General features: G+C 60.5%; 17 protein-coding genes, 2 rRNA genes and 1 pseudogene. 7 read left to right on the top strand and 13 right to left on the bottom strand.

Translation table 11 applies throughout. The features are described from left to right. The first annotated feature begins 144 nt into the window (after positions 1 to 144). Together QCBJ_RS00095 and QCBJ_RS00090 are read left to right on the top strand one after the other, a co-directional pair. Positions 145 to 2,313, top strand: a complete 2,169-nt coding sequence (locus QCBJ_RS00095) for an outer membrane assembly lipoprotein YfiO (RefSeq protein WP_102059873.1) — start codon at positions 145 to 147, stop codon at positions 2,311 to 2,313. Then, positions 2,310 to 3,014, top strand: coding sequence for a DUF3142 domain-containing protein (locus QCBJ_RS00090; protein WP_012721571.1), 705 nt, complete (start codon positions 2,310 to 2,312; stop codon positions 3,012 to 3,014). The genes QCBJ_RS00095 and QCBJ_RS00090 overlap by 4 nt, the downstream gene beginning before the upstream one ends. Before the next feature lie 25 nt (positions 3,015 to 3,039). On the opposite strand, the gene QCBJ_RS00085 is transcribed toward QCBJ_RS00090, so the two are convergent. From QCBJ_RS00085 to QCBJ_RS00045, 9 genes are all read right to left on the bottom strand, one after another. Further along, positions 3,040 to 4,485: an efflux transporter outer membrane subunit gene (locus QCBJ_RS00085; RefSeq protein WP_093546193.1), complete on the bottom strand. Its 1,446-nt coding sequence runs from the start codon at positions 4,483 to 4,485 to the stop codon at positions 3,040 to 3,042. Next, the gene (locus QCBJ_RS00080; protein ID WP_102059872.1) at positions 4,482 to 5,540 is read right to left on the bottom strand and encodes an HlyD family secretion protein; all 1,059 of its coding nucleotides are present in this window, start codon (positions 5,538 to 5,540) and stop codon (positions 4,482 to 4,484) included. Before QCBJ_RS00080 ends, QCBJ_RS00085 begins: the two co-directional genes overlap by 4 nt. 15 nt (positions 5,541 to 5,555) lie before the next feature. Beyond that, positions 5,556 to 7,091 carry an MFS transporter gene (locus QCBJ_RS00075; RefSeq protein WP_046034549.1) on the bottom strand — a complete coding sequence of 512 codons (1,536 nt, stop codon included), beginning with the start codon at positions 7,089 to 7,091 and terminating at the stop codon, positions 5,556 to 5,558. A gap of 224 nt (positions 7,092 to 7,315) precedes the next feature. Beyond that, positions 7,316 to 8,236 (bottom strand): LysR family transcriptional regulator, encoded by a 921-nt coding sequence (locus QCBJ_RS00070; RefSeq protein ID WP_012721567.1) that lies wholly within the window; start codon positions 8,234 to 8,236, stop codon positions 7,316 to 7,318. 52 nt (positions 8,237 to 8,288) lie between these two features. Beyond that, the gene (locus tag QCBJ_RS00065; protein ID WP_102059871.1) at positions 8,289 to 8,915 is read right to left on the bottom strand and encodes a TonB family protein; all 627 of its coding nucleotides are present in this window, start codon (positions 8,913 to 8,915) and stop codon (positions 8,289 to 8,291) included. A gap of 99 nt (positions 8,916 to 9,014) precedes the next feature. Beyond that, on the bottom strand, positions 9,015 to 9,863 hold the full coding sequence (locus QCBJ_RS00060) for an ABC transporter permease (protein ID WP_102059870.1): 849 nt from the start codon (positions 9,861 to 9,863) through the stop codon (positions 9,015 to 9,017). An 11-nt stretch (positions 9,864 to 9,874) separates the two neighbouring features. Beyond that, positions 9,875 to 10,726 carry an ABC transporter ATP-binding protein gene (locus tag QCBJ_RS00055; RefSeq protein WP_102059869.1) on the bottom strand — a complete coding sequence of 284 codons (852 nt, stop codon included), beginning with the start codon at positions 10,724 to 10,726 and terminating at the stop codon, positions 9,875 to 9,877. A gap of 1 nt (position 10,727) precedes the next feature. Further along, positions 10,728 to 11,753: an ABC transporter substrate-binding protein gene (locus QCBJ_RS00050; RefSeq protein WP_102059868.1), complete on the bottom strand. Its 1,026-nt coding sequence runs from the start codon at positions 11,751 to 11,753 to the stop codon at positions 10,728 to 10,730. A 14-nt stretch (positions 11,754 to 11,767) separates the two neighbouring features. After that, entirely contained in the window at positions 11,768 to 12,661 is an 894-nt protein-coding gene (locus QCBJ_RS00045) for a TauD/TfdA family dioxygenase (protein WP_012721562.1), read from the bottom strand. Between the two features lie 311 nt (positions 12,662 to 12,972). Between QCBJ_RS00045 and QCBJ_RS00040 the strand changes: the two genes are divergently transcribed. The 5 genes from QCBJ_RS00040 (at position 12,973) to QCBJ_RS00020 (ending at position 19,592) form a co-directional block, all read left to right on the top strand. Beyond that, on the top strand, positions 12,973 to 13,671 hold the full coding sequence (locus tag QCBJ_RS00040; RefSeq protein WP_012721561.1) for a GntR family transcriptional regulator: 699 nt from the start codon (positions 12,973 to 12,975) through the stop codon (positions 13,669 to 13,671). Positions 13,672 to 14,044: 373 nt separating this feature from the next. After that, positions 14,045 to 14,812: a DUF3050 domain-containing protein gene (locus QCBJ_RS00035; protein WP_102059867.1), complete on the top strand. Its 768-nt coding sequence runs from the start codon at positions 14,045 to 14,047 to the stop codon at positions 14,810 to 14,812. Beyond that, on the top strand, positions 14,799 to 15,746 hold the full coding sequence (locus tag QCBJ_RS00030) for a diiron oxygenase (RefSeq protein WP_012721559.1): 948 nt from the start codon (positions 14,799 to 14,801) through the stop codon (positions 15,744 to 15,746). Before QCBJ_RS00035 ends, QCBJ_RS00030 begins: the two co-directional genes overlap by 14 nt. After that, positions 15,743 to 19,114, top strand: coding sequence for an amino acid adenylation domain-containing protein (locus QCBJ_RS00025; protein ID WP_102059866.1), 3,372 nt, complete (start codon positions 15,743 to 15,745; stop codon positions 19,112 to 19,114). Before QCBJ_RS00030 ends, QCBJ_RS00025 begins: the two co-directional genes overlap by 4 nt. Before the next feature lie 19 nt (positions 19,115 to 19,133). Then, on the top strand, positions 19,134 to 19,592 hold the full coding sequence (locus QCBJ_RS00020; protein ID WP_102059865.1) for an SRPBCC family protein: 459 nt from the start codon (positions 19,134 to 19,136) through the stop codon (positions 19,590 to 19,592). Between the two features lie 39 nt (positions 19,593 to 19,631). Here the strand turns inward: QCBJ_RS00020 and QCBJ_RS30600 are convergent, their stop codons facing one another. The 4 genes and pseudogenes from QCBJ_RS30600 to rrf (QCBJ_RS00005) form a co-directional block, all read right to left on the bottom strand. Next, positions 19,632 to 20,417, bottom strand: coding sequence for a methyl-accepting chemotaxis protein (locus tag QCBJ_RS30600; RefSeq protein ID WP_370636097.1), 786 nt, complete (start codon positions 20,415 to 20,417; stop codon positions 19,632 to 19,634). A gap of 117 nt (positions 20,418 to 20,534) precedes the next feature. After that, positions 20,535 to 21,512 (bottom strand): annotated as a pseudogene (locus tag QCBJ_RS30595) (cache domain-containing protein); the annotation flags it as partial. 465 nt (positions 21,513 to 21,977) lie between these two features. Further along, positions 21,978 to 22,093: ribosomal RNA gene (gene rrf, locus QCBJ_RS00010) — 5S ribosomal RNA — on the bottom strand. Positions 22,094 to 22,202: 109 nt separating this feature from the next. Next, positions 22,203 to 22,314, bottom strand: a 5S ribosomal RNA gene (gene rrf, locus QCBJ_RS00005); the annotation flags it as partial.

The raw sequence follows: 22,314 nt of genomic DNA, 5'->3' as shown, positions 1-22,314 counted from the left end.
GTAAACACCGCCACTCTAGGACAAAAGATCCAGGCTGGCTGCTGGAATCGGACAAATCAGCAAATTGTGCAGGGCGTCTCCGAAGCAACCGTAGGAACACGCTATTATTGCCCCCCTCCACGGACTCAGGATCAAGGACACGTCATGCGCATCGGTTTTCTGTCACCCCTGGCACTGGCACTGCTCGCAGGCCTTTCCCAACACGCCCAGGCCAGCTCCGACGACTCGTGCTACCCCGATTGGCGGGTGGCACGTGACAGCCTCGACGCGTGCAGCAACCTGCCCTTCCTCAGCCCGGGCAACGACAGCCGCGTCAATCTGCGCCTGTTGCTGGCCGACAAAAAGTCAGCGCCGTTGGCGCCCAACGCCTTGAGCGAAGATGACCTGTCCCAGGGCTTTGGCCCGGTGCCCTTCCCGGTCTATCGCCTGGCCCCCATTCCCAGCACAAACGAAGAACCCGACAACGCCCCGGACGACTCACGCACCGCTGAACTCGACACACTGCTGCAGCCCTTGGGCATCAAGCGCGACGAGTACAAAACCGCTGGCGAAGCATTCCTCAATGGCGAAGGCAGCCGCTGCCGCAGCAACGACGATGACAGCGCCACCGCGTTTATCCGCCAGGTGATCAAGGCCGACGTGCCGGCGGCCGAACGCGACCTGCTGGTAAAGGCGCGCTTGCAGCTGCTGACGGCCTGTTCGTGGGAGGGCCAAGTGGTGAACGCCCAGCAGATCCAGTCCAGCGAAGGCCAACTGTTGCGCACTTACCTGCAAGCCGCGGCCGACTTCTACAGTGGTCGCTTCAGTGACGCCGAACGGGGGTTTGCCGCCGCCAGCAGCAGCAACGTGCCGTGGCTGAAGGAAACCGCGCTGTACATGACCGCGCGTACCTCACTGAACCAGGCCCAGGCTGAAGCCTTCGATGAATACGGCATGCCGCGCCTCGAGCATGTGGATAAGTCTGCCCTGAGCGAGGCTGAGGAAGGTTTCCTCAACTACTTGAAAACTTATCCACAGGGCGATTACGTCGCTTCCGCCCGTGGCCTGTTGCGCCGGGTCTATTGGTTGGCGGGTGACAACACCAAACTCGCCGAGGCCTACGCCTGGGCGATGACCCAGGCCACTGACGCGCAGCGCAATGTGTCGGTGGATGAATTGGTGGAGGAAGCTGACCTCAAGCTGTTGATGGTCAACAGCGAGACCGTCACCACACCGATGATCCAGTTTGTCAGTGACCTGATGGTAATGCGCGGCGGCAACCAGCCGGCCCTCTCCCGCGCCGACCTGGAGAAGCAAAAAGCCGCATTCGCCAATGCGCCGGAACTGCATGACTACCTGCTGGCGGTCAATGCGCTGTACAGCGAGCATCAACCGGACGCTGCCTTGAAGCTATTGCCCCAAAGCGTACCGTCGAGCCTGAATTACTTCGCCTTCAGCCAGCAGACCCTGCGCGCCCTCGCCCTGGAAGCCAAGCAAGACTGGAAAGGTGCCGAAGCGCTCTGGCTGCAACTGCTGCCGCTGGCGAAACTGCCGCTGCAACGCGACCAGTTGGAATTGGCCCTGGCCATGAACTACGAGCGCAGCGGCCAGTTGGCCAAGGTATTCGCCGCCGACTCGCCGATCAGCGCCAAGCCGGTGCGCTACATCCTGCTGCGCAACGTTGCAGGTCCTGAGTTGCTGCGCCAGCAGATCGCCCAGGCCAGCGACCCGCTGGAACGCCAGACCGCACAATTCGTGCTGCTCTACAAAGACCTGCTGCGCGGCCAGTTCGCGACCTTTGCCGAGGACCTCAAGCAACTGCCCGCCCAGGCTTCGGAAGACAAACTGGGCACCAGCCTGGGCTACGTCTACAGCGCCGGCCAAACCTTGAAGCTGTTCCAGTGGAATGGCGACAAGGCCGAATCCGGCTACGCCTGCCCGAGCATCGCGCAAACCGCCGCGACCTTGCAGGGCGATGCCAAAAATCCACAGGGCCTGAACTGTCTGGGTGAGTTCATCCTGCGCAACGGCCTGGACGGCATGCCACTGGAACAGGCACGCGCCGCCGGCAGCCTGGGCAGCACTGCGTCGGACTTCAAGGGAGAAACCTTCTCGCGCCTGGACGGCTACAAACAGGTGATCGGCAACGCCAAGGCGCCTAAGAATGATCGCGCCTATGCGCTGTTTCGCGCCATCAACTGCTATGGGCCATCGGGCTACAACAGTTGCGGCGGCGTTGATGTGGAGCCGGCCGTGCGCAAGGCATGGTTCCGTCAGTTGAAAACCGGCTTCGCCGACACCCAGTGGGGCAAGTCCCTGCAGTACTACTGGTGAAGCACCTGTGGCTAGGCTTGCTGTTACTGGCAAGCCCGGCCTTCGGCGCCGTTGACGCCCGTGACTATGACGCCTTCTGGCTGTGGAGTGGCGTCACCCCGCAACCGGTGCTCAAGCAGGCCAAGACCCTGTATATCCTCCAGGGCCAGATCAACGCCACCCGCCGCGCGCCGGGCCGTGGCGTGCAGATGATCGCCCAAGGCATCAGCGTGCCACGCCTCACCCAGGGCGACATCTGGATCGTCTACCGCGCCCACACCCTGCGCTGGCCGGAACAGGTCTACACACAACTGCTCGGGCAAGTGCAACGCTGGCGCGATGCGGGCAACCCGGTGGTCGGTATCCAGATCGACTTCGATGCGCGTACCCAATACCTGCACGAATATGCCGAGTTCCTGCGCGACCTGCGCCAGCGTTTGCCTGCCGAGTTGCGCCTGAGCATCACCGGCTTGATGGACTGGAGCAGCAACGCCGACCCGGCGGCCATCGCCCAGCTCAAGGGCGTGGTGGATGAAGTGGTGGTGCAGACGTACCAAGGCCGCCACAGCATCCCGGATTACGCGGCGTACTTGCCACGCATGGATCGGCTGGGGCTGCCGTTCAAGATTGGCTTGATTCAGGGCGGAGAGTGGCAAGCACCGGGGTATCTGAAGGACAGCGAGTGGTTTCGAGGCTATGTGGTGTTTTTGCAAAACCCTTGATGCGTTCAATCTGTAGCTTTGCCGCTCAGCGCCCAGCGGTTTGCAGCGGATACACCGATTCCCAGCCGCCGCCCAACGCTTTGTACAGGCCAACCATGGCCAGGGACACGCCGGTCGAGCTTTCCACCCACTGCTCCTGCGTCGCCAGCAGCGCACTCTGCACAGTGAGCACGTTGACGAAATCCACCACGCCTTCCACGTACTGCTGCTGCGCGGTGCTCAGGGCAATCTGGTTCTGCCGCACGGCTTCGGCGAGGCTGTCGCGGCGCAGTTGGCTGGCGTTGTAGCGGGTCAACTGGTCGTCGATCTCATGCCAGGCCCGCAGCACGGTTTGCTGGTACGCGAGCGCCGCTTCCTGTTGTTGGGCTTCGCGCAGGTTCACCATGCCTTGCAGGCGCCCGCCGTTGAACAGCGGCAAGCTGAACTGCGGCCCGAAGGCAAAAGCGCGGGAGCCCCAGGAACCGAGATCCGAGAGTTGCATGGCCTGGGAGCCGAGGCTGCCGGACAAGGTGATGCGCGGGTAGAAGTCGCCTTTGGCAACGCCGATGCTGGCGGTGGCGGCGTGCAGGCGGGCTTCGGCCTGGCGGATGTCCGGGCGGCGCTCGGCCAGTTCCGACGGCAGGCCAATCGCAACCTGGCGCTGGGTTTGCGGCACGGCGGCGTCCTTGGACAACTGCGCATGCAGGGCCTGCGGCGGCTCGCCCATCAACAGGCTGAGGGCATTGATCAGTTGGTCCTGACGCTGTTGCAGATCCGGCAGACGCGCTTCGATGGCCGCGACCTGGGCGGCGGCTTCGGCGACGTCCAGGTCGGTCGCCACCCCGTCGGCCAGGCGCAACTGTGACAGCTTGAGGCTGTGGCGGGCGACGTCAAGGTTCTGCTCGGTGACGGCGCGGGTGTTCTGTACGCCGCGCAGTTGGATGTAGTCCTGGGCGGTCTCGGCGAGTACCGACAACAGCACAGCGCGGCGGTCGTCTTCGGCGACTTGCAGGGTGGCGTCAGCGGCTTCGGTTTCGCGTTTCACACGGCCCCAGAAGTCCAACTCCCAAGAGGCAGAAAAGCCCATGTCCCACTGGTTGAACGCCGAACGACCGTTGTTGCCGGACGGGTCGCTTAGGCCTTTGCCGCTGTTGCGTTGGCGCAGGTAATCAGCGTTGGCGTTGACGTTGGGATATCGCTCGGCCGTGGTCACCTGGCGTACGGCACGGCTTTGTTGCAGGCGACTGCTGGCCAGTTTCAGGTCAAGGTTATCGGTGAGCGCGCGACGGGTGAGGGCCGAGAGTTGCGCGTCGTGAAACACATCCCACCAGCGCTCCTGCAAGGGATCGCTGACGGCACGGCTGGTCGCCTGACGACCCTGGGGCTCGTTCCATTGCGACACTGGCAGGCTCTGGGGCTTGTGGAAGTCCGGGCCGACCGTGCAGGCACTCAGGCTGATAAGGCTCAAGGTGAGCCAGGCAATTCGCTTCATTGCTGGGCCACCTCACGCTGCTGCGCAACGGGCTGGGTGTCGACGCTGGCTTCCACCGACATGCCGACCCGCAGGCGTTCGGTGAGTGCCTGGTTGGGTTCGAGGACGATCTTCACCGGAATCCGCTGCACGACCTTGGTGAAGTTGCCGGTGGCGTTGTCGGGTTTGATCGAGGCGAACGTCACGCCCGTCGCAGGCGCGAGGCTTTCCAGATGGCCGTTGAGCAACTCACCGTCGAGGCTGTCGACGCGCACCTGCACGGCCTGGCCGGCGTGCATATGGGAAAGCTGGGTTTCCTGGAAGTTGGCCACCACGTACGCCTCCTCCAGCGGCACCACCGCGAGTATCTTGCTGCCCGGCGTCACATACGCGCCAACGCGCACCGCACGTTCGCCGACCATGCCATCCACCGGCGCGACGATGCGCGTGTAGGACAGTTGATAACTGGCCAATTCCAGCGCGGCCTGGGCACGCTTGAGCCCACCTTCGGCGGCATCGCGCTGGGCGGTGAGGATCTCCACTTGCTTGCGTTCGGCCGCCAGCACCGCCGTCGCGTTCGCCAAGCGCGCGGTGGCCTGGTCGATGCGGGTCTTGGCTTGCTGGGCGTTCTGCACGGTGCCGGCGCCGACACCGGCGAGGTGGTTGTAGCGATTGAGTTCGTGTTCGGCGAAAGCCACTTCGGCGCGGTCCGCTGCGACGGTGGCCTGGGCCTGGGCGATCACCGAGCTTTGGCGCTCGAGGGTGGCGGTGGCATTTTTCAGTTGGGCCTGGGCGACCAACGTATCAGCGTCGGCAGCCTGGGCGGCGGCGCGGAAATCGCGGTCGTCGATCAGCGCCAACAGTTGCCCGGCCTTAACGCGCTGGTTGTCCTCCACCAGCACCTCTTTGATGAAGCCCGCCACGCGCGGCGCCACCAGGGTGAAGTCAGCGGCGACGAAGGCGTCGTTGGTGGTCTGGCGCTTGCTGCCGAGCACGCCCGGCGCGACCAGGTACACCAGCACGCCGACGGCGAATACCGCGATAACGGAGACGGCAATTTTGTCTTTGCGTTTCATGAGCAGTCCTTTCAATCAAGTCGGTGCACGAGGCGGGAAAATCCGCGTGGGCATCCAGAAAATCAGCAGGATCAACGCCGCCGCGACTGCGGCCATGACGTAATAGAGATCCGAAGAGGTCAGCACCACGGCCTGCTCGTGCAGACGGTGCGCCAAGCCCGGCGCGTCGCCGTCGGCCAGGGGTGAGTTGCCCAGGCGGTCCACCAGCAGGGTCGAATGGAAGTGCAGGCGCTGGGTGGTCAAGGTGTCGAGCACGCCGGTGGCAATCACGGCGGCCAGGCCTTTAATGGTGTTGAACCAGGCTGAGGCGAACGGGCCGTCCGTTGGCTGGATGCTGCCGGTGGAGAGCATCAGCAGCGGCAACACGGCCATCGGTTGTCCGAAAATTTGCAGCAGGTACAGGCCGTAGAAGTCATCGCGAATCCAGGCCGAGGTCAGGTGCGCACTGCCCACGCAGCACAGCACCAGCATCCCCAGGCCGATCCCGAGCACCCAGCGGCAATCGACCCAGCGCAGGTTGCACAGCGCCGCCACCAGCGGCAGCGCGATCAATTGCGGGATCGCCATCAACAGCATCACCGGCGCGGTTTGCAGCGGACGGTACCCCTGGACCTGGGCGAGAAAACTCGATGGGATGATGATCACCGAGGTCAGCACCATCAGCACACCCGCCAGCACAATCAGGGCGAACGACAGGTTGCGCAGCCCGAGCATCTGCAATTTGAAAAACGGCATCGGGTGCGACCACTCGTTCACCATGAACAACACCAACAACACGCTGCCACCCGACAGCAAGAAGGTGATCAGGCCCGACTCGAACCAGTCCAGGCGATTGCCTTGCAGGATGCCGATCACCAGCATGCAGATCGCCGGGAAGCCCAACAGCAGGCCGCGCCAGTTGAACTGCTTGAAGCGCTCCAGGCGCAGCGGGTCCTGCGGCAACCCGTAGGCCACGGCGGCCATGGCCAGCAGACACGGCGCAACGATCTGCCAGAACGCCCACTGCCAGCCGACGTACTCGGTCCACAGCGCCGCCAGCGGCGTGCCCAGGCTCGGGCCGAAGGTGGCAGTGAGGGCGTAGCCGGCCAGGCCGTACAGCTTGACGTTGGCCGGCAGGAAACGCAGCGCCACGGTCATCAGCATCGGCGGCAGCGCACCACCGGCCAGGCCTTGCACGGTGCGCAGCACCAGCAGGCTTTCGTAGTTCGGCGCGAACGGGCACAGGATCCCCAGCACCGTAAACACTCCGATCGCCCAGAGGGTGAAGCGGCGCAGGGAAAAAGTCACCGAACACCAGGGTGCAAAGGCCATGGCTGATACCGAGGTGGCGGTGTAGGCCGCGACCAGCCAGGTGCCTTCGTCGAACCCGATGTACAGCGCGCCGCGAATATCGGCGAGGGCTACTTTGGTGACCATCTCGTTGAGACCGGAGACCAGCACCGCCAGCAACACGCCGACCAGCCCGATGATGATGCGCGGGCCGAACACGGGCGGGGTCATGGCAGTGGGCTTGGCTGCGGCCGCAAGGGTGGGTGCAGCGAGGGACGTCATGAACAAGTAGCTCGAATGATAAATACCCGAGCAGTTTAATCAGGCACAAACATGACAAAAAGTTACTTGTTGGCAGTGTGTAACTGCACCAGACGCAACAATCACGATAAACACCAACCTCTGTGGGAGCTGGCTTGCCGGCGATAGCGGTGGGTCAGTGATCCATTTGGAACAGTCAGACCGCAATCGCAGGCAAGCCAGCTCCCACATTCACCGAGTTCACTTCAGGCCGGCTGGGCTTCGAGCCACGTGGCGTGGCAGCTCTCGCGAAGGGTTTCGCGCAGCCATTTGTGGGCGGGGTCTTTGTCGAATCGCGGGTGCCAGGATTGGGCCAATACCAGCGTCGGCAGCGAGATAGGCAGGGCGAATGCGCGCAGTGGCAGCTTCAGGCGATTGGCACTCAACAGCGCCTCCTTAGGCACCGGCAGGATCAGGTCGGAGTCGGGCAGCATGAACATCGCGCCGTGAAAGCCTGGGGCGATCATCGCCACGCGGCGCTCCAGGCCCTGGGCATTCAGCGCGGTATCGATCGGCCCCCGCGCGATGCCGCGCCGCGAGATGCTGATATGGGAATAACTGGCGAAACGTGCGGCGGTGATTTCTTCGTCGAACAACGGGTGGTCTTCCCGCGCCAGGCCGACGAAGGTGGTGGAGAACAGATTCTGCACCTTCACTTCGGGGCTGGCCGGCATGGTGTTGCTCACGCGTAAATCCAGGCGCCCTTCGCGCAGGGCCTCGTCATCGGTGTCGCCTTCGGGCACGAAGCACAGCTCGCACAGGGGCGCCAGGCGCTCCATGGTGTCGAACAGCCGCCCGCCGTATACGCCGATAAAGAAGTCATTGGCGCGCACGCTGAAGCGGCGGCGCAAGGTGCTCAGATCCACCTGGTCCGCCGAGCGGAACAGCAACGCCGCCTGCTCGACGACGTTGCGCACCTGACCTTGCAGCTGCAGCGCCTTAGGCGTGGGCACCAGGCCGCGACCGGCGCGCACCAGGATCGGGTCGCCCACCGCTTCGCGAATACGCGTCAGGGTGCGGCTCATGGCCGCCGGGCTGAGGTTCATGCGGCGCGCGGCGCCAACCACACTGCCCTCGTCGAGCAAGGCGTCGAGGGCGACCAGCAGGTTCATGTCCGGTAGTTGCATGCCAAGCACTCGTGATCAACAAGGCGTGAATTGAGCGCAATCGTAGCAGGCTTTACAGGTAAGGCTTCACGTTGCGGGGCAGGTAGTCCGCAAAGGCGGCTTTGGGATGGGCCTGGCATTTGCGCACGATGTCCGGCAGGGCATTTTCCAATTCGTCGGCGCGAGTCAGGCCTTCGTTGTAGTCGCTCTTACCGCTCAGCGCCGGGAACATCACCGCGACTCGGGTAATGGCAAAGCTCTTCATTGCGATCAAGGGGCGCGTGGGATGTTCGCGACGGAACTGGCTGACTTCTTCGGTCAGCGCGCTGCAGGATTGGTAGGTGGTCTGGGTAAAGGTCAGTTGAGTGGTTTCCTTTCTCACCGGTTCGGGTGTGAACACCATATCGTTTTGCGCCTGGAGCACTGCGGGCCGATCGGCCTCTACCGTCCAGGGCTTGAAACGCCATAGCGTGGCCGCCGCCACGGCGGCTTCACCAAACGCCGGCTTGGTGGCGCTGAGCGCTTTGACGTCGCTGACCGTACCGTCGTTATGAATGTTCAGGCTGATGCGTGCGTGCCCCTGGGTGGCTATCAGGTGGCTGGGGTACAGCGGCTTGGGCATGGTGACCACTTCAGGCACGAATTCCGCCAGAACCGAAGTCGACAAACACAAAGCCGCCGCCAACACAAAAAACCGCATCGTCGTAAATCCTTTTACCGGGCACACCTGACGCCAGGGCGACGTCAGATTTGGCCGGCATTATCGGGTTCACGGCGGACAAAGAGCAATCATTCCTGTTTAGCGCTGCATGCCCCAGCGCTTCACGGTCAGGCGCTCGAACGTGTCAAACACCAGATTTTCCACAAGCAGGCCGATCAGGATCACCACCGCCAGCCCGGCAAACACCTTGTCGGTGTACAGCTCGTTGCGGTTCTGGAAAATGTACCAACCCAGCCCACCCTTGCCGCTGGTAGCACCGAACACCAGTTCGGCGGCGATCAATGTGCGCCAGGCAAAGGCCCAGCCAATCTTGAGACCCGCAAGGATCGATGGCAGCGCCGCAGGGATGAGGATGAACAGCACAAAACGCATGCCCTTGAGACCGTAATTACGGCCAGCCATGCGCAGGGTTTCGGACACGCCGAGGAACCCCGAATAGGTATTGAGCGCCAACGCCCACAGCACCGAATGCACCAGCACGAAGATCAGGCTGTTCTGCCCCAGGCCAAACCACAGCAGCGCCAGCGGCAGCAACGCAATGGCCGGCAGCGGGTTGAACATCGAGGTCAGGGTGCTCAGCAGGTCGCGGCCCAGTTGGGTTGATACCGCCAAGGTGGTCAGGGCAAACGCCAGCACAATGCCGATCAGGTAGCCCTTGATCAGCACCACCAGCGAAATGCTGACTTTGCTGAGCAATTCACCGCTGAGCAGGCCGTCGTACAGTGCGTGAAAGGTCTGCAAGAAGCTCGGCAACAGCAGGTCGTTGTTCTGATACCGCGCAACGGCTTCCCAGAGGATCGCGAGCACGATCAGGATCAGGCCCTTGCGCAGCCAGCATTGTTGCCACAAACGTTGACGCAGCGGCAGCTCGCGTTCCACGGGGACACTGAGCAACGGTTCGAGGGTGATTTCGTATTCCTGGCGCATGGGTTGTCCCTTCAGTAAGCGATGCGGATATCGGCGAAACCCAACTCACGTTCGGCCTCGGGCGCTTCATCGAACAGCAGGCGATGAATGCGCCGCGCCGACGCCTGGAACTCCACGCCACCGAGGCTGTGCAGGTCGTATTGATGGCTGTGGATTTCCGCGCGCACGCGTCCCGGGTGGGGCGACAGCAACAGGATGCGATTACCCACCACCAGCGCTTCCTCAATGGAGTGGGTGACGAACAGCAGGGTGAAACGCACTTCTTCCCAGAGCAGCAGCAACTCTTCCTGCATCTTGCGCCGGGTCAGCGCGTCGAGGGCGGCGAAGGGTTCGTCCATCAACAGGATTTTCGGCTGCATGGCCAGGGCACGGGCGATGGCGACACGGGCTTTCATACCGCCGGAAAGGGTGTGCGGGTAGGCATCGGCAAAGGCGGTGAGGCCGACCTTGTCGAGGTAGTGCAGCGCGCGTTCTTCGGCTTCGGCGCGCTTCAAGGTTTTCGAGGCCAGCAGCGGAAACATCACGTTCTGTTTGACGGTCTTCCACGGCGGCAACTGGTCGAATTCCTGGAACACCACGATACGGTCCGGGCCTGGTTGCTCGACCTTCTGGCCCAGCAAGCGGGTCTCGCCTTCGCAGGGTTTGATAAACCCGGCGATGGATTTGAGCAAGGTGGACTTACCGCAGCCCGAAGGGCCGAGCAGCACGTAGCGATCGGCCGGGTCGATCTCGAAACTCACCTGGTGGGTGGCCCGCACCACGCGCTCGGGGGTGCGGTATTCCAGGCTCACGTTATCCACCGCCAGCAGCGGGCCGGTGGTGTGCAGGTTGCTGGCCGCGTGGCCTTGCAAAGGCGCGTTCATCTCAACTTCCTTGCAGGGGCTTGGCGTCCTGGAAGAAATAGTCCTTCCAAGATTCAGGCTTGTTCTTGATGGCGCCAACGCGGTAGAGGAATTCCGCCAGCGGGTAGGTGTTTTTCGGCGTGACGCTGAATTCGAACTGCGGGTTGTCGATGATTTTCAGCAACTCGGCGCGGTCGATCTTGGCGTTGGTGACACGGATGTAGGTGTCCGCCGCTGCGCCTTTGTCGTTCTGGGCGAACTGCGCGGCTTCGGTCAATGCCTCGACGAACGCCTTGTAGGTTTTCGGGTTGTCGTTGCGAAATTTCTCGGTGGCGAACAGCACCGTCGGCGAGTTCGGGCCGAGCAGGTCGTAGGTGTTCAGCACCACGTGCACGTTCGGGTTGGCCAGGGCCTGGTCTTGGAACGGTGGGTTGGAAAAGTGCCCGGTGAGCTCGGTGCCGCCTGCGATCAGCGCGGCGGTGGCATCCGGGTGCGGGACGGCAACGGTGTACTTGTCGAGGCGATTGAATTCCTTGTCACCCCATTGTTCGGCCGCCGCGTATTGCAGGAAACGCGACTGCACCGACACGCCCACCGCCGGTACGGCAATGCGATCTTTCTCGGTGAAATCGGCGATGGTCTTGACCTTGGGGTTGTTGCTGACCAGGTAGTACGGGAAGTTGCCCAGGGAAGCGACGGCCTTGACGTTCTGCTTGCCGTGGGTGCGATCCCAGATGGTCAGCAGCGGGCCGACACCGGCACCGGCAATATCGATGGAACCGGAGAGCAGTGCGTCGTTGACTGCCGCGCCGCCAGACAGCTGAGTCCAGTCCACCTTGATGTCGATGCCTTCCTGCTTACCGTATTTCTCGATCAGGTTCTGGTCGCGTACCACGTTGAGTAACAGGTAGACGATGCCGAACTGCTCAGCAATGCGAATCTCGCCTTCGGCCTGCGCGGCCGCTGGCGCGACCAGGCTGCCGGCCAGCAGGCTGATACCCAGGCCGACGGTCGCGGCCAGCCGTGCAAATGGAATGTTCCTGGACATGGTCATGCTCCGAATCAGAAAGGCGCGTCGCCCTGGATGGTGGTACGAAACAGCTTGCGGCGCAGATGGCTCGGGCAACCGGCGGCCAAGTGGATCAGCGAACGGTTGTCCCAGAACACCAGATCGTGGGGCTGCCACTGGTGGCGGTAGATGTTTTGCGGCAACACGCTGTGCGCATAGAGTTGGGCCAGCAGGTCGCGGCTTTCGTCCTCCGGCAGGCCGACGATGCGGGTGGTGAAACCTTCACTGACAAACAGCGCTTTGCGGCCGTTTTCCGGGTGAGTGCGCACGATGGGGTGCACGACTTCCGCAACCTGGGCAAGCTGCTCAGGGGTCAACGTGGGGCGCCAGTTGCCTTCGAATTTGGTTTCGCTGTAGCGCGCGGTGTAGGAATGGGCGGCACTGCGACCTTCGACGGCGTTGCGCAAGTGCTCGGGCAATTGGTCCCAGGCTTTGTGCATATCGGCGAACAAGGTGTCGCCGCCTTCAGAGGGCAGCTCCTGAGCGTGCAGCATCGAGCCCAGGCTCGGCAGTTCTTTATAGGACAGGTCCGAATGCCAGAATTTGCCCGCGTCCCCCAGGCCGATGGACTGGCCGTTTTCGATGATGTTGGAGACGATCAGGATTTCCGGATGGTTGGCCAACAGGAACTGCTTGAGCACATGGATCTGCAGCACGCCAAAGCGACGGCTGAAGGCGATCTGTTGCTCGGGGGTGATGCGTTGGTCACGGAAGACCACGACATGATGGTCCAGATGTGCGCGGTGGATGCGCGCGAAATCTTTGTCGTTGATCGCACGGGTCAAGTCCAGGCCAATGATCTCGGCACCGACACTGCCGGGAAGTGGGCGAATCTCGAAGGTTTGGTGGGTAGGGATCGCTGTTGGAACAGTAGAGGCGGCGGACATGAGTTCACTCCCGGTCAGACAGGAGACTGACTTTATAGATATAAGAGCGGCATTTTAAATACCGATAATGAATATCTATAGACAGGAATGTTCCGGCGAAAAGGCGCTTTCGGCGGCCGGGATGGCATAAATCAGCGAAGCGAAACGTTCAACTGTAAGACGTCGTAGAAACGCTGTGTGGGCGCCAAGAACCGCGTGTTTAGCCGCTTACAAGCCGAAAACCTTGCCCGTTTGACAACCCGGCAGGCAGTCTCTAGTGTGCATTGGATCCAATTAGCCACACTCATTCTAATAAGGAGGATAGCGTAGCCGTGACGCAGAAGCCGAACCCTTTGAACAGCATCAAGATCAGCGGGCCGATTCCCGCCCACCTTGCCCGCTCCGTAATTGAAGAAACCTTGCGTAACGCCATTCTCGATGGCCGGTTGCCGTGTGGTACCGCCATGCGCCAGCAAGAGCTGGCCAGCCTGTTCGGGGTCAGCCGCATGCCAGTCCGCGAAGCCTTGCGCCAGTTGGAGGCACAGTCATTGCTGCATGTGGTGACGCACAAGGGCGCAGTGGTTGCGCCGCTGATTGAGGACAACTCGGCTGAGACCTATGCCTTGCGCATTCTTCTGGAGTCGGAAGCGCTGCGCTTGTCGACCCCGTTGCTGACCGCCGCCGATATTGCCGAGGCGAATACCTACATCGATGCCTTGGAACGGGAGAAAGACTACACCGAGATTGGCCGCCTGAATCGACTGTTTCACATGGTCCTGTATGGCAAGGCTCCTAACCAGCGGCTGCTCAAGCTGGTCGAACACGGTTTGAATGAAGAGGAGCGTTTTTTGCGCTTCAACCTTGAAGCGATGGGGCTGGGCGAGACATCCCAGGAAGATCACCGTGAACTGCTGAACCTGGTGGCGCAGAAGAAGCTCGACGAAAGCATCCTGGCACTGCGCAATCACCTGACGCGCGGCATGGAAGTCATCGCGAACTATCTCAATGGCCTTGAAGAAGCCGACAGATAGGTTTTCCACCGCAACGCTTGCCCCCCTGCGTTGCGGGGCTCCCCCCTCAAGGAGAGCGCCGCGTCAAGATGACGTGATTAAAACAACTTGATTAAACTAAACCTGCTTCTACCCAAGAAACTTCCCACCTTTAAAACGCACTTTACACACCACATGTAACTTCTCGAAAAAACATCCAGTGCACTTATAAGCTCACCCAAACGTTTAATCAGCTTATTATCTTCCGCTGAACATTAAACTTTTCAACTGTCCGTATCCATCCAGGCCTATGGCGCGCCTTGCGCTTGGCCTGACTGAACGCTACTTGTCTACTTCCGGCTGCAAAAGCCATCACTGCTTCACGAGCAGTCGCGACAACTTATAGGCATCAACCATGTATCAAACTTTGCTTGAGCAAAAAAAACAGCTGTTATGCAGCCATCTGTTATTTGATGAAATAACTTCACTGGGTAAGTTACAACTTTTCATGGAGAGCCACGTATTTGCGGTATGGGACTTCATGACCCTCACCAAACGCCTGCAACAGGACCTGACGTGCACGCGGCTACCCTGGCTTCCCCCGACCGATCCACACGCTGCCCGATTGATCAACGAGATCGTGCTGGGTGAGGAGTCCGACGAGCATCCTGAGCGAGGCTATAGCAGCCACTTCGAGCTGTACCGTGAAGCAATGGTCGAAGTGGGCGCCAGCACCGCCGCCGTCGATGCCTTTATTACGCTGCAACGCGGAGGCATCGAGGCCCACGCAGCCTTGCAACAGATCGATGTACCGCAAGGCGTGTCCCGCTTCGTCGAGGACACGTTGCTTATCGCGTTAAATGCCCCGACCCATTGTGTCGCCGCAGCGTTCCTGCACGGCCGTGAGAGTGTAATCCCGGCCATGTTCGAACGTCTGTTGCAAGGTAACGGGATCATCAATCAACAGGCGCCTATCCTGGGCCACTACCTGAACCGTCACATCGAATTGGATACCCAGGGCCATGAGCCAGCGGCGCAACAGTTACTGCAACGCCTGATTGGCGCCGACGCGTGCCGCAAAGAAGAAGCTGCGGGCGCTGCACTCAACGCGGTGGAAAACCGCATCACCTTCTGGGACTCGGTGCGTGCCTCGTTGCAAGGGGGCATCCATGAATACCGCTGACTATCGCTCCATCGCTGAGGATTGGGAGTGCCGTGCAACCATTCGCACACGTCCTCGCCGCGTGCTGGAAAACGACGGCAATCTGATCTATCCATTGTGTCGCCAGCCACTGGTAGTGGGCGCGACGTTTCTCGAGCACTGCTCGCAATGGCGCGATTTTGTGCTGGTGCAAAGCTTCTATAAATTCATCAATGACGTAGTGATTTTCGAAACCGAGATCGTCGACAAGACCGCCCGCCGCATTGCCAAGAACCGCTTCGCCATCACCTTCCCCCTCGCCTGTCGCTACGACGCAATGACCATCGTGGTGGACGAGGATTACCATGCCCTGGTCGCGCTGGATTTCCTGCAACAGACCGTGGCAATGACCGGTATAGAACCGCTCGAACTGCCGGCACAAATCGAGCTCAGTCGCGCCCTGCCGGCAGCACAGGCGCAGGCCCCGGCACACCTGCGTGACGCGGTTGAGTTGATTGGCGTGGCCATCGCCGAAAATACGGTGACCCATGACGTCGCCGCCTTCGCCAAGGACGACAGCGTCAAGTCGTCGGTACGCGGCATGATGGCCGATCATCTCTCTGACGAAGGGCGTCATGCGCAATTCTGGACACGCCTGGTACGCCTCTACTGGCAAGCGGCGAGCCCGGAGGATCGCGACAGCATCGCCGACGTGCTGCCAACATTCTTGAGCCACTACCTGACCAACGACCTGCAGAAGTCCTTCGACCTGCAACTGATCGAACGTCTGGACGTGGACCCCAACATCCGTCAGGCGCTGACGCGAGAAGTAAACGCGCTGGATTTCCCCATCACCCGACAACACCCACTGATCGGTAACATCACAGGTTTTCTGCAGCGTAGCGGCTTGCTGCAGACACCCAGCGTGACACAGGCATTGAGTGACTATTTGCCCCTGGCCGGGAGAGCGGCATGAGATGCCTGACCATTGGATGGGTCGGTGTCAGCCAAGCCCTGGAGAGCGTGAAGCACGTGCTGGAGCAGTACGGCCATCGGTCTGGTGATGAGGCCGCCGAGTGGGTGATCGAAGACGGGAGCCAGCCAGTACCCCGGCGCTTGTCCGAAGCCTCCCGCATCAGCTTGCGCGTGGGCATCGGCGCTCTGACTGAATACGGGCTGCCCGCCGTACAGTTGCGCGGCTATGACCGCAACAGGCGCCTGCTTGCCGCGCTGAACCTTGCCGAAGAGCTCAGTGGGAACGGCCAGCGACTGCGTTTGCAAGCAACCCGGGTGCTGGCGGAATGGGTTGCCTTGCACATCAGTCGTGTTGCACGTGACCCTGAGTATTTGCCCCCAGAGGCCTGCGCCAATGCCTGGCCTGAGCAAGGCATGCAGGGGCTGGAAGCGGTGGCGTTTCTGCATCGGTTTAATCGCACGGCGGACCCGGCCGTGTGGCAGGCAGCCCAGGTGCCGGTGATCGAGCGATTGCAGGCCAGCCTTCTCACCTTCGCCGAGCGACCTGCCCTGAACATTGCGGGCAATGTGACGACTTACCGGCAACTGCAGATTCAGGTGCTCGCCATCCAGCAGCGGCTGGAACGGCTACTGGAGGGCATTGAGGCACCCGCCGTAGTCGGTGTTTGCCTGGAAAAATCCATCGCGTTGTACGCCAGTATTCTCGCAGTGCTCGGCTGCGGCGCAGTGTACCTGCCGTTGGCGCCCGACCACCCATCACAACGCCAGCAGGCCATGCTGGAAAGTGCAGGCGCCCGCGTATTGCTGGATGAAGGCAGCCATCCATTGCGTGAGCACTTCGTTTCGCTGGACGTTGGCAATCTCGGCGCGCCAGACACTGCACGACCATTGCGGCCTCCTTGCATAGACCTTGAAGCACCTTGCATGGCGCTCTTCACCTCAGGCACCACGGGACGGCCCAAGGGTGTACTGCTCGGCCAGGACAATCTCGCCCATTTCAGCGCTTGGTTTGCCAGCCAAATGGCGCTGAGTGAACGGAGTCGTGTGCTGCAGTTCGCCTCGGTGAATTTCGATGCATCGCTGATGGACATTTTCCCCAGCCTGATCGCCGGCGCGGAGTTGATCATCCCCAGCGAGACGCAACGGCGCGATCCGCAGCAATTGGTCGAGCTGATTCGGCAACAGCGCATCACCCATGCGTTCTTGCCGCCGGCGCTGCTCAGCCTCCTGCCGCTTGATAAACCCTTGGGCCTGACGCATCTGTTGACCGGCGGCGATGCCTGCGAGCCTTATGTGATCGAACGCTTGGCAGGCCAATGCCACCTGCACAACCTCTACGGTCCCACCGAAGCGACGGTACTGGTCACCCATCGGATCCTGCAAGCCGGGGATGGCAATCGCAACCTGGGCCGCCCCATCGCCAACAGCCAAGTGCTGATCCTCGACGATAACCTGCAACCGGTGGACGAACAGGTGATGGGCGAGCTGTACATCGTCGGCCCTGGGGTAGGCCTGGGGTATTTAAATGCAGCGCAGTTGCCCGACGACCCTTTCATGACGCTGGCCCTGCCGGGTGGCAAGCCCCTGCGGGCCTATCGCAGTGGCGACCTTGCGAAGTGGACTGCCGGGGGTATCGAGCTGGGCGGCAGGCGCGATGCGCAGGTGAAGATTCGCGGAATCCGGGTCGCACCTCAGGAAATCGAACAGTGCCTGCGCGACAGTCGACTGTATCGCCAGGTGGCGGTGGTCATTGATAGTGAACGCAAGATTCGTGGTGTCGTCGCCCAACCGGAGCCTGGCGCCACGCTAGCCGGCTTGAAACAGCATGCACGGCAGTGGCTGCCTGATTACCTGCAGCCCGACCTGTGGGCCGAGCTACCCAGCCTGCCTTGCTCCAGTAACGGCAAGGTCGACCGCCAGGCCTTGCTGGCGTTGCCGGCCCACCCCACGTTGAATAGCGCCGGGCAGGCTGCGCAAACGCCCCTTCACATGCAACTGGTGGCGTTATGGCGTGAGTTGTTGCGGTTGCCAGTGGGCGAGCTGTCAATTGATGACAGCTTCTTCAATCTCGGCGGCCACTCCATGTTGTTGTCGATGTTGTTGCTGCGTATCCGCGAGCAGTTTGGCCGCAGCCTGCCGTTGAACCGCTTCTTTGAAGCACCAACGATTCGCACGCTTGCGCTGCTGATCGAGGATGGGGCGCTGCCTGAAGCAGCTTCCGGCCAGGCGCTTCAGGATGCACAGAGGGAAGACGTTGTTCAGGTACTGCCTGTAGAGCGCGTCGGTGATCGCAACAAAGTGATCGTGACAGGCGCAAACAGTTTTATCGGTGTGCATATCGTCGAGGCGCTGTTGGCCAATGGTGCAACCCACGTGGCGTGCCTGGTGCGGGAGCTGCCGGGACAAGCCGCAAACACGCGATTCGCTCAGGCGTTGCGCGAACACCGTCTTGAACACTTGGACTTGAGCAGGGTGCAGGTCTATGCCGCGGATATCAGCCAACCACGCCTGGGCTTGGCTTGCGATACGTATGAGCACCTTGCACGGGACTACGGTGTGCTCGTGCACAACGCCGCGCGGGTCAATCACGTGATGGACTACGCCTCGTTGGTAAAGGACAACGTCGCCCCCCTGCTGGAATGCCTGCGCTTGTGTGAGACCCACTGCAAGAAAGTGCTCAATTTCATCTCGACCTTGTCCGCCTGCAGCGACACCGACGCACATGGCCACGTCCTCGAAACCCCGGCCGCGCAGACCCTGCCGATCTACATCAAAAATGGCTACAACTTGTCCAAGTGGGTCGCTGAGCGCTGGCTGGGGCGCGCGGTCAAGCAAGGTTCCTGGGTGAACATTCACCGCCCGGGAAACATCAGTTTCAACAGCCGGAGCGGTGTGTGTCAGCCGCAGAAAAATCGCCTGATGCTGATGCTAAAAGGCTCGCTGCAATTGGGCTTGGTGCCCCGTTTGGAAGTGAACTTCGACCTGATGCCTGTGGACTTTTTTGCTCGGTTTCTCGCGTTCCACTGCGGCCATTTTGAAGCGAGGCGAAACGTCTTCAACCTGCATAACCCACAGCCTTTGAGCTGGGATCAATATTTGGATGCATTCAGCCGGGCGGGCTACGAATTCGAGCGCGTCAGTGTCGCGCACTGGCAAAGGGCGCTGCGCACGGTAAGCCGCGAAAACGCGCTGTTTGGCGTACTGGGCTTTTATCTGGACGGGCTGGGGGACGACATTGGCGACACCTCAATGATCCACTGCAACAACGCACGCCGGGCAGTGGAAGCAATGGGTACCCACTACCCCGAAAAGAGCGCGTCGCTGCTGCAAAGGGGCTGCGACTACCTCAAGGCTATCGGCTTTCTTTGAACGGATTAAGGACAACCTCATGAAACCGCTGCAACCCGATACATTGATTCACAACCCAACTGGCATGCCGGTGGTGGCCTCTGTCGTGGTCAACTGCGAGGCCATGCGACTGTGGGGGGTGGTGGGTCACTTTGCAGGCTTTGATGCCTTTATTCCGGCCCTGTCGCACATCGAAATGACGGGGGAAGGCGTGGGCGCTTTGCGCACCAAGTTTTTCCACGATGGTCATCGCGTCGTGGAGCAACTCAATAGCCGGGACGAAGATGCCATGAGCATGACCTGGACAACGATCTATAACACGCTGGGCGTAGCTCGATTGTGGGCGGCGATGCGCGTGGAAGCACTCGGTTCAAGCGGTTCAAGGGCGACCTGGACGCTGATCGGCGAGCCGGCAGAAATGGCGCAGGCGGAGTTTGAACAGTTTGTACAAACATTCGCCGACAACGCTTTGGGAAATGTGCGCCATATGCTGGGTTGAGGAGCAGGAGCGAGAGGGCTCGCTCCTGTTCAATCACCGTCAGATCTTGAAACTGTCGACCAGCTGTTTCAAGCGGCTGGCCTGCTGGGATAGCGCATCGCAGTCCTTCAATGTTTCGTTGAGATTGGTCACGCCTTGCTGGTTCAGCAGGTTGATCTGATTGATGTCGACATTGAGTGTTTCCACTACTGCAGTCTGCTCTTCGGTGGCGGCAGCGACCGATTGGTTCATGCCATCGATTTCAACGATCCTCTTCGTCACGCTGATCAGCCGCTCACCCGCCTGGTTGGCCACCTGGACACTTTCTTCGCTGGAGGTCTGGCTGGCGTTCATCGTGCTCACCGCTTCACGCGAACCCACTTGCAACGAGGTGATCATTTTGTGGATTTCTTCAGCCGACTCCTGCGTACGGTGGGCCAGGTTACGCACTTCATCAGCGACCACGGCAAACCCGCGGCCAGCCTCCCCGGCACGGGCAGCCTCGATCGCGGCGTTGAGCGCAAGCAGGTTGGTCTGCTGGGAGATGCCTTTGATGACATCAAGAATGTGACCGATGTTGTCGGTGCTGGCATTCAGGGTTTCAATCTGCGTGCAGGACAGGCTGATCTTTTGCGACAGTTCCGACATCGCCAAAATGGTTTGCTCCACCACTTTGCGCCCATCGTCAGCCTGCTCACTGGCACCGCTCGCGTGCTGCGAGGCGTCGGCAGCATTACGCGCGATTTCCTGAGTGGCTGCACCCAGCTCGTTGATCGCGGCAGCCACGCTGTTAGTGCGCGCGCTCTGCTCGTCGGAACCAATGATCGAGGCGTTGGACGATGCCATTACGCGCTGGGACAAGTCATGCACCTGGCGTGTTGCTGAAGACACTTCGGAGATGGAGGCGTGGATACGCTCTACGAATTGATTGAATGCACTGCCTACCTCGCCAAACTCGTCCTTGCTGGTGACGTCCAGGCGACGGGTCAGGTCGCCCTCACCCTGAGCGATGTCCTGCATGGCAACGCCCATAGTGGTCAGAGGCCGCAGCAGTACTTGGATCAGCAGGCTCAAGAGCACTGCGATCGCCACCACCGCAATCAACATGGCAATCAACGCTGATGTACGGAATTTACCCAGCGGTGCGTAGGCCTTGTCTTTATCGATCGACAGACCAATGTACCAATCCGCATCTGGCAGGCCACTGATCGGGGTGAACGACAAAATACGATCCTGGCCATTGAGGACGACATCCTGACTGACCTTCTCGATACGCACAGGGGAGCCTGGATAGATGTCCTTAAGGTTCTTCATCACCTGGTCCTGGTCAGGACTGACGATGACCTGGCCATCGCCGCTGACCAGAAACGCATGTCCGATGCCGCCGAAATCCACAGAGTTGATGATCTTCACCAGGGTTTGCAGGCTCAGGTCACCACCGACGACACCCAGCAGTTCACCGTTCTTTTTCACCGGCATCGCGATGGTCACGATCTGCCCACCCACTGCGGCCATGTAAGGCGGGGTGAGCATGGTTTTATCAGTGGCTACAGCTTGCTTGTACCAAGGACGCTGACGGGGGTCGTAGCCATCAGGCATCTTCGCATCTGGACGCTGGGTGAACACACCGTTGGTTTGGCCGACATAGGTGAACTGGAAATTTGCTGTGAGGGCAGGTTGATCGACCAAGCCCGGGAGGTCTGCGCCAGTGCCCTGGTGGGCAATATTTTGCGCCAGGCTTTCGAGTACCAGAATTCGCCCACTGAGCCAGTTCTGCACACTACTGGCGGTAAGCTCGCCGGATTGCTGGATGGAGGAATCCAGGTTTTGCTTGATGGTGCTTCGCTGCAGGTAGTCGTTGTAAAGCGTGAATAACGCGAAGGCTAGAACCACAACGCCTGACGCGGCCAACAGAATTTTATGACTGAACTTAAGATTCATTTCACCGACTTCTTTTGCCAAATGGGGGTGTGAGCGTGCCAAGTGGAACATTCCATGTAACGGTATAGGCGGACTCTCTGACCGCTCTATTTCGGTGCACGCATGGCTCATCAGGCTTTCGGCCAAAGCAGGGCAAATCTTAGGGGATTGTGAGGTATATCCTGTTTTCGCGAGAGAAACCGACCGGTGGTAGGCGATAACGGATCGGTGATGCAGAGCCTTTCAGTCGCCAGGGTCGTGCCGCAGATACGTCCGCGCAAGGCGCCTTTGTGAACTTGCTGCAACAGAGCAGGAGCTCCGGAATCAAGATGCCTCATAGGTTTTTGCATGTCATGCAATGGCCTGGTAATCGATCACTGACGACGTGAATAAATCGAACATGCTTACCGGGGATCTATCAACTGCCGCATCTCTTAAACGACAAAACCCCTGTCTGCGCTAGCAGACAGGGGTTTCGGAATTCAATCTTGACGATGACCTACTCTCACATGGGGAAACCCCACACTACCATCGGCGATGCATCGTTTCACTGCTGAGTTCGGGATGGGATCAGGTGGTTCCAATGCTCTATGGTCGTCAAGAAATTCTGTGCACCGGACCGTTGTGTTAGCAACGTGCCGGTTAAATTCATGGACTTCTACATAAACAAAACCCCTGTTTGCGTTAGCAAACAGGGGTTCTGGAATTTAATCTTGACGATGACCTACTCTCACATGGGGAAACCCCACACTACCATCGGCGATGCATCGTTTCACTTCTGAGTTCGGGATGGGATCAGGTGGTTCCAATGCTCTATGGTCGT

The sequence above is a fragment of the Pseudomonas sp. QC2 genome, from assembly GCF_002859085.1.
Taxonomy (GTDB): Bacteria; Pseudomonadota; Gammaproteobacteria; order Pseudomonadales; family Pseudomonadaceae; genus Aquipseudomonas; species Aquipseudomonas petroselini.
The sequence above is the reverse complement of the archived record's forward strand: the minus strand, read 5'-3'. Positions and strand labels throughout refer to the sequence as shown.

Bases quoted from the DNA above. Each gene is read 5' to 3' on its own strand.
- QCBJ_RS00095 (WP_102059873.1), top strand. From the start codon at position 145: ATGCGCATCGGTTTTCTGTCACCCCTGGCACTGGCACTGCTCGCAGGC.
- QCBJ_RS00085 (WP_093546193.1), bottom strand. From the start codon at position 4,485: ATGAAGCGAATTGCCTGGCTCACCTTGAGCCTTATCAGCCTGAGTGCC.
- QCBJ_RS00080 (WP_102059872.1), bottom strand. From the start codon at position 5,540: ATGAAACGCAAAGACAAAATTGCCGTCTCCGTTATCGCGGTATTCGCC.
- QCBJ_RS00075 (WP_046034549.1), bottom strand. From the start codon at position 7,091: ATGACGTCCCTCGCTGCACCCACCCTTGCGGCCGCAGCCAAGCCCACT.
- QCBJ_RS00070 (WP_012721567.1), bottom strand. From the start codon at position 8,236: ATGCAACTACCGGACATGAACCTGCTGGTCGCCCTCGACGCCTTGCTC.
- QCBJ_RS00065 (WP_102059871.1), bottom strand. From the start codon at position 8,915: ATGCGGTTTTTTGTGTTGGCGGCGGCTTTGTGTTTGTCGACTTCGGTT.
- QCBJ_RS00060 (WP_102059870.1), bottom strand. From the start codon at position 9,863: ATGCGCCAGGAATACGAAATCACCCTCGAACCGTTGCTCAGTGTCCCC.
- QCBJ_RS00055 (WP_102059869.1), bottom strand. From the start codon at position 10,726: ATGAACGCGCCTTTGCAAGGCCACGCGGCCAGCAACCTGCACACCACC.
- QCBJ_RS00050 (WP_102059868.1), bottom strand. From the start codon at position 11,753: ATGTCCAGGAACATTCCATTTGCACGGCTGGCCGCGACCGTCGGCCTG.
- QCBJ_RS00045 (WP_012721562.1), bottom strand. From the start codon at position 12,661: ATGTCCGCCGCCTCTACTGTTCCAACAGCGATCCCTACCCACCAAACC.
- QCBJ_RS00035 (WP_102059867.1), top strand. From the start codon at position 14,045: ATGTATCAAACTTTGCTTGAGCAAAAAAAACAGCTGTTATGCAGCCAT.
- QCBJ_RS00030 (WP_012721559.1), top strand. From the start codon at position 14,799: ATGAATACCGCTGACTATCGCTCCATCGCTGAGGATTGGGAGTGCCGT.
- QCBJ_RS00025 (WP_102059866.1), top strand. From the start codon at position 15,743: ATGAGATGCCTGACCATTGGATGGGTCGGTGTCAGCCAAGCCCTGGAG.
- QCBJ_RS00020 (WP_102059865.1), top strand. From the start codon at position 19,134: ATGAAACCGCTGCAACCCGATACATTGATTCACAACCCAACTGGCATG.
- QCBJ_RS30600 (WP_370636097.1), bottom strand. From the start codon at position 20,417: ATGGCATCGTCCAACGCCTCGATCATTGGTTCCGACGAGCAGAGCGCG.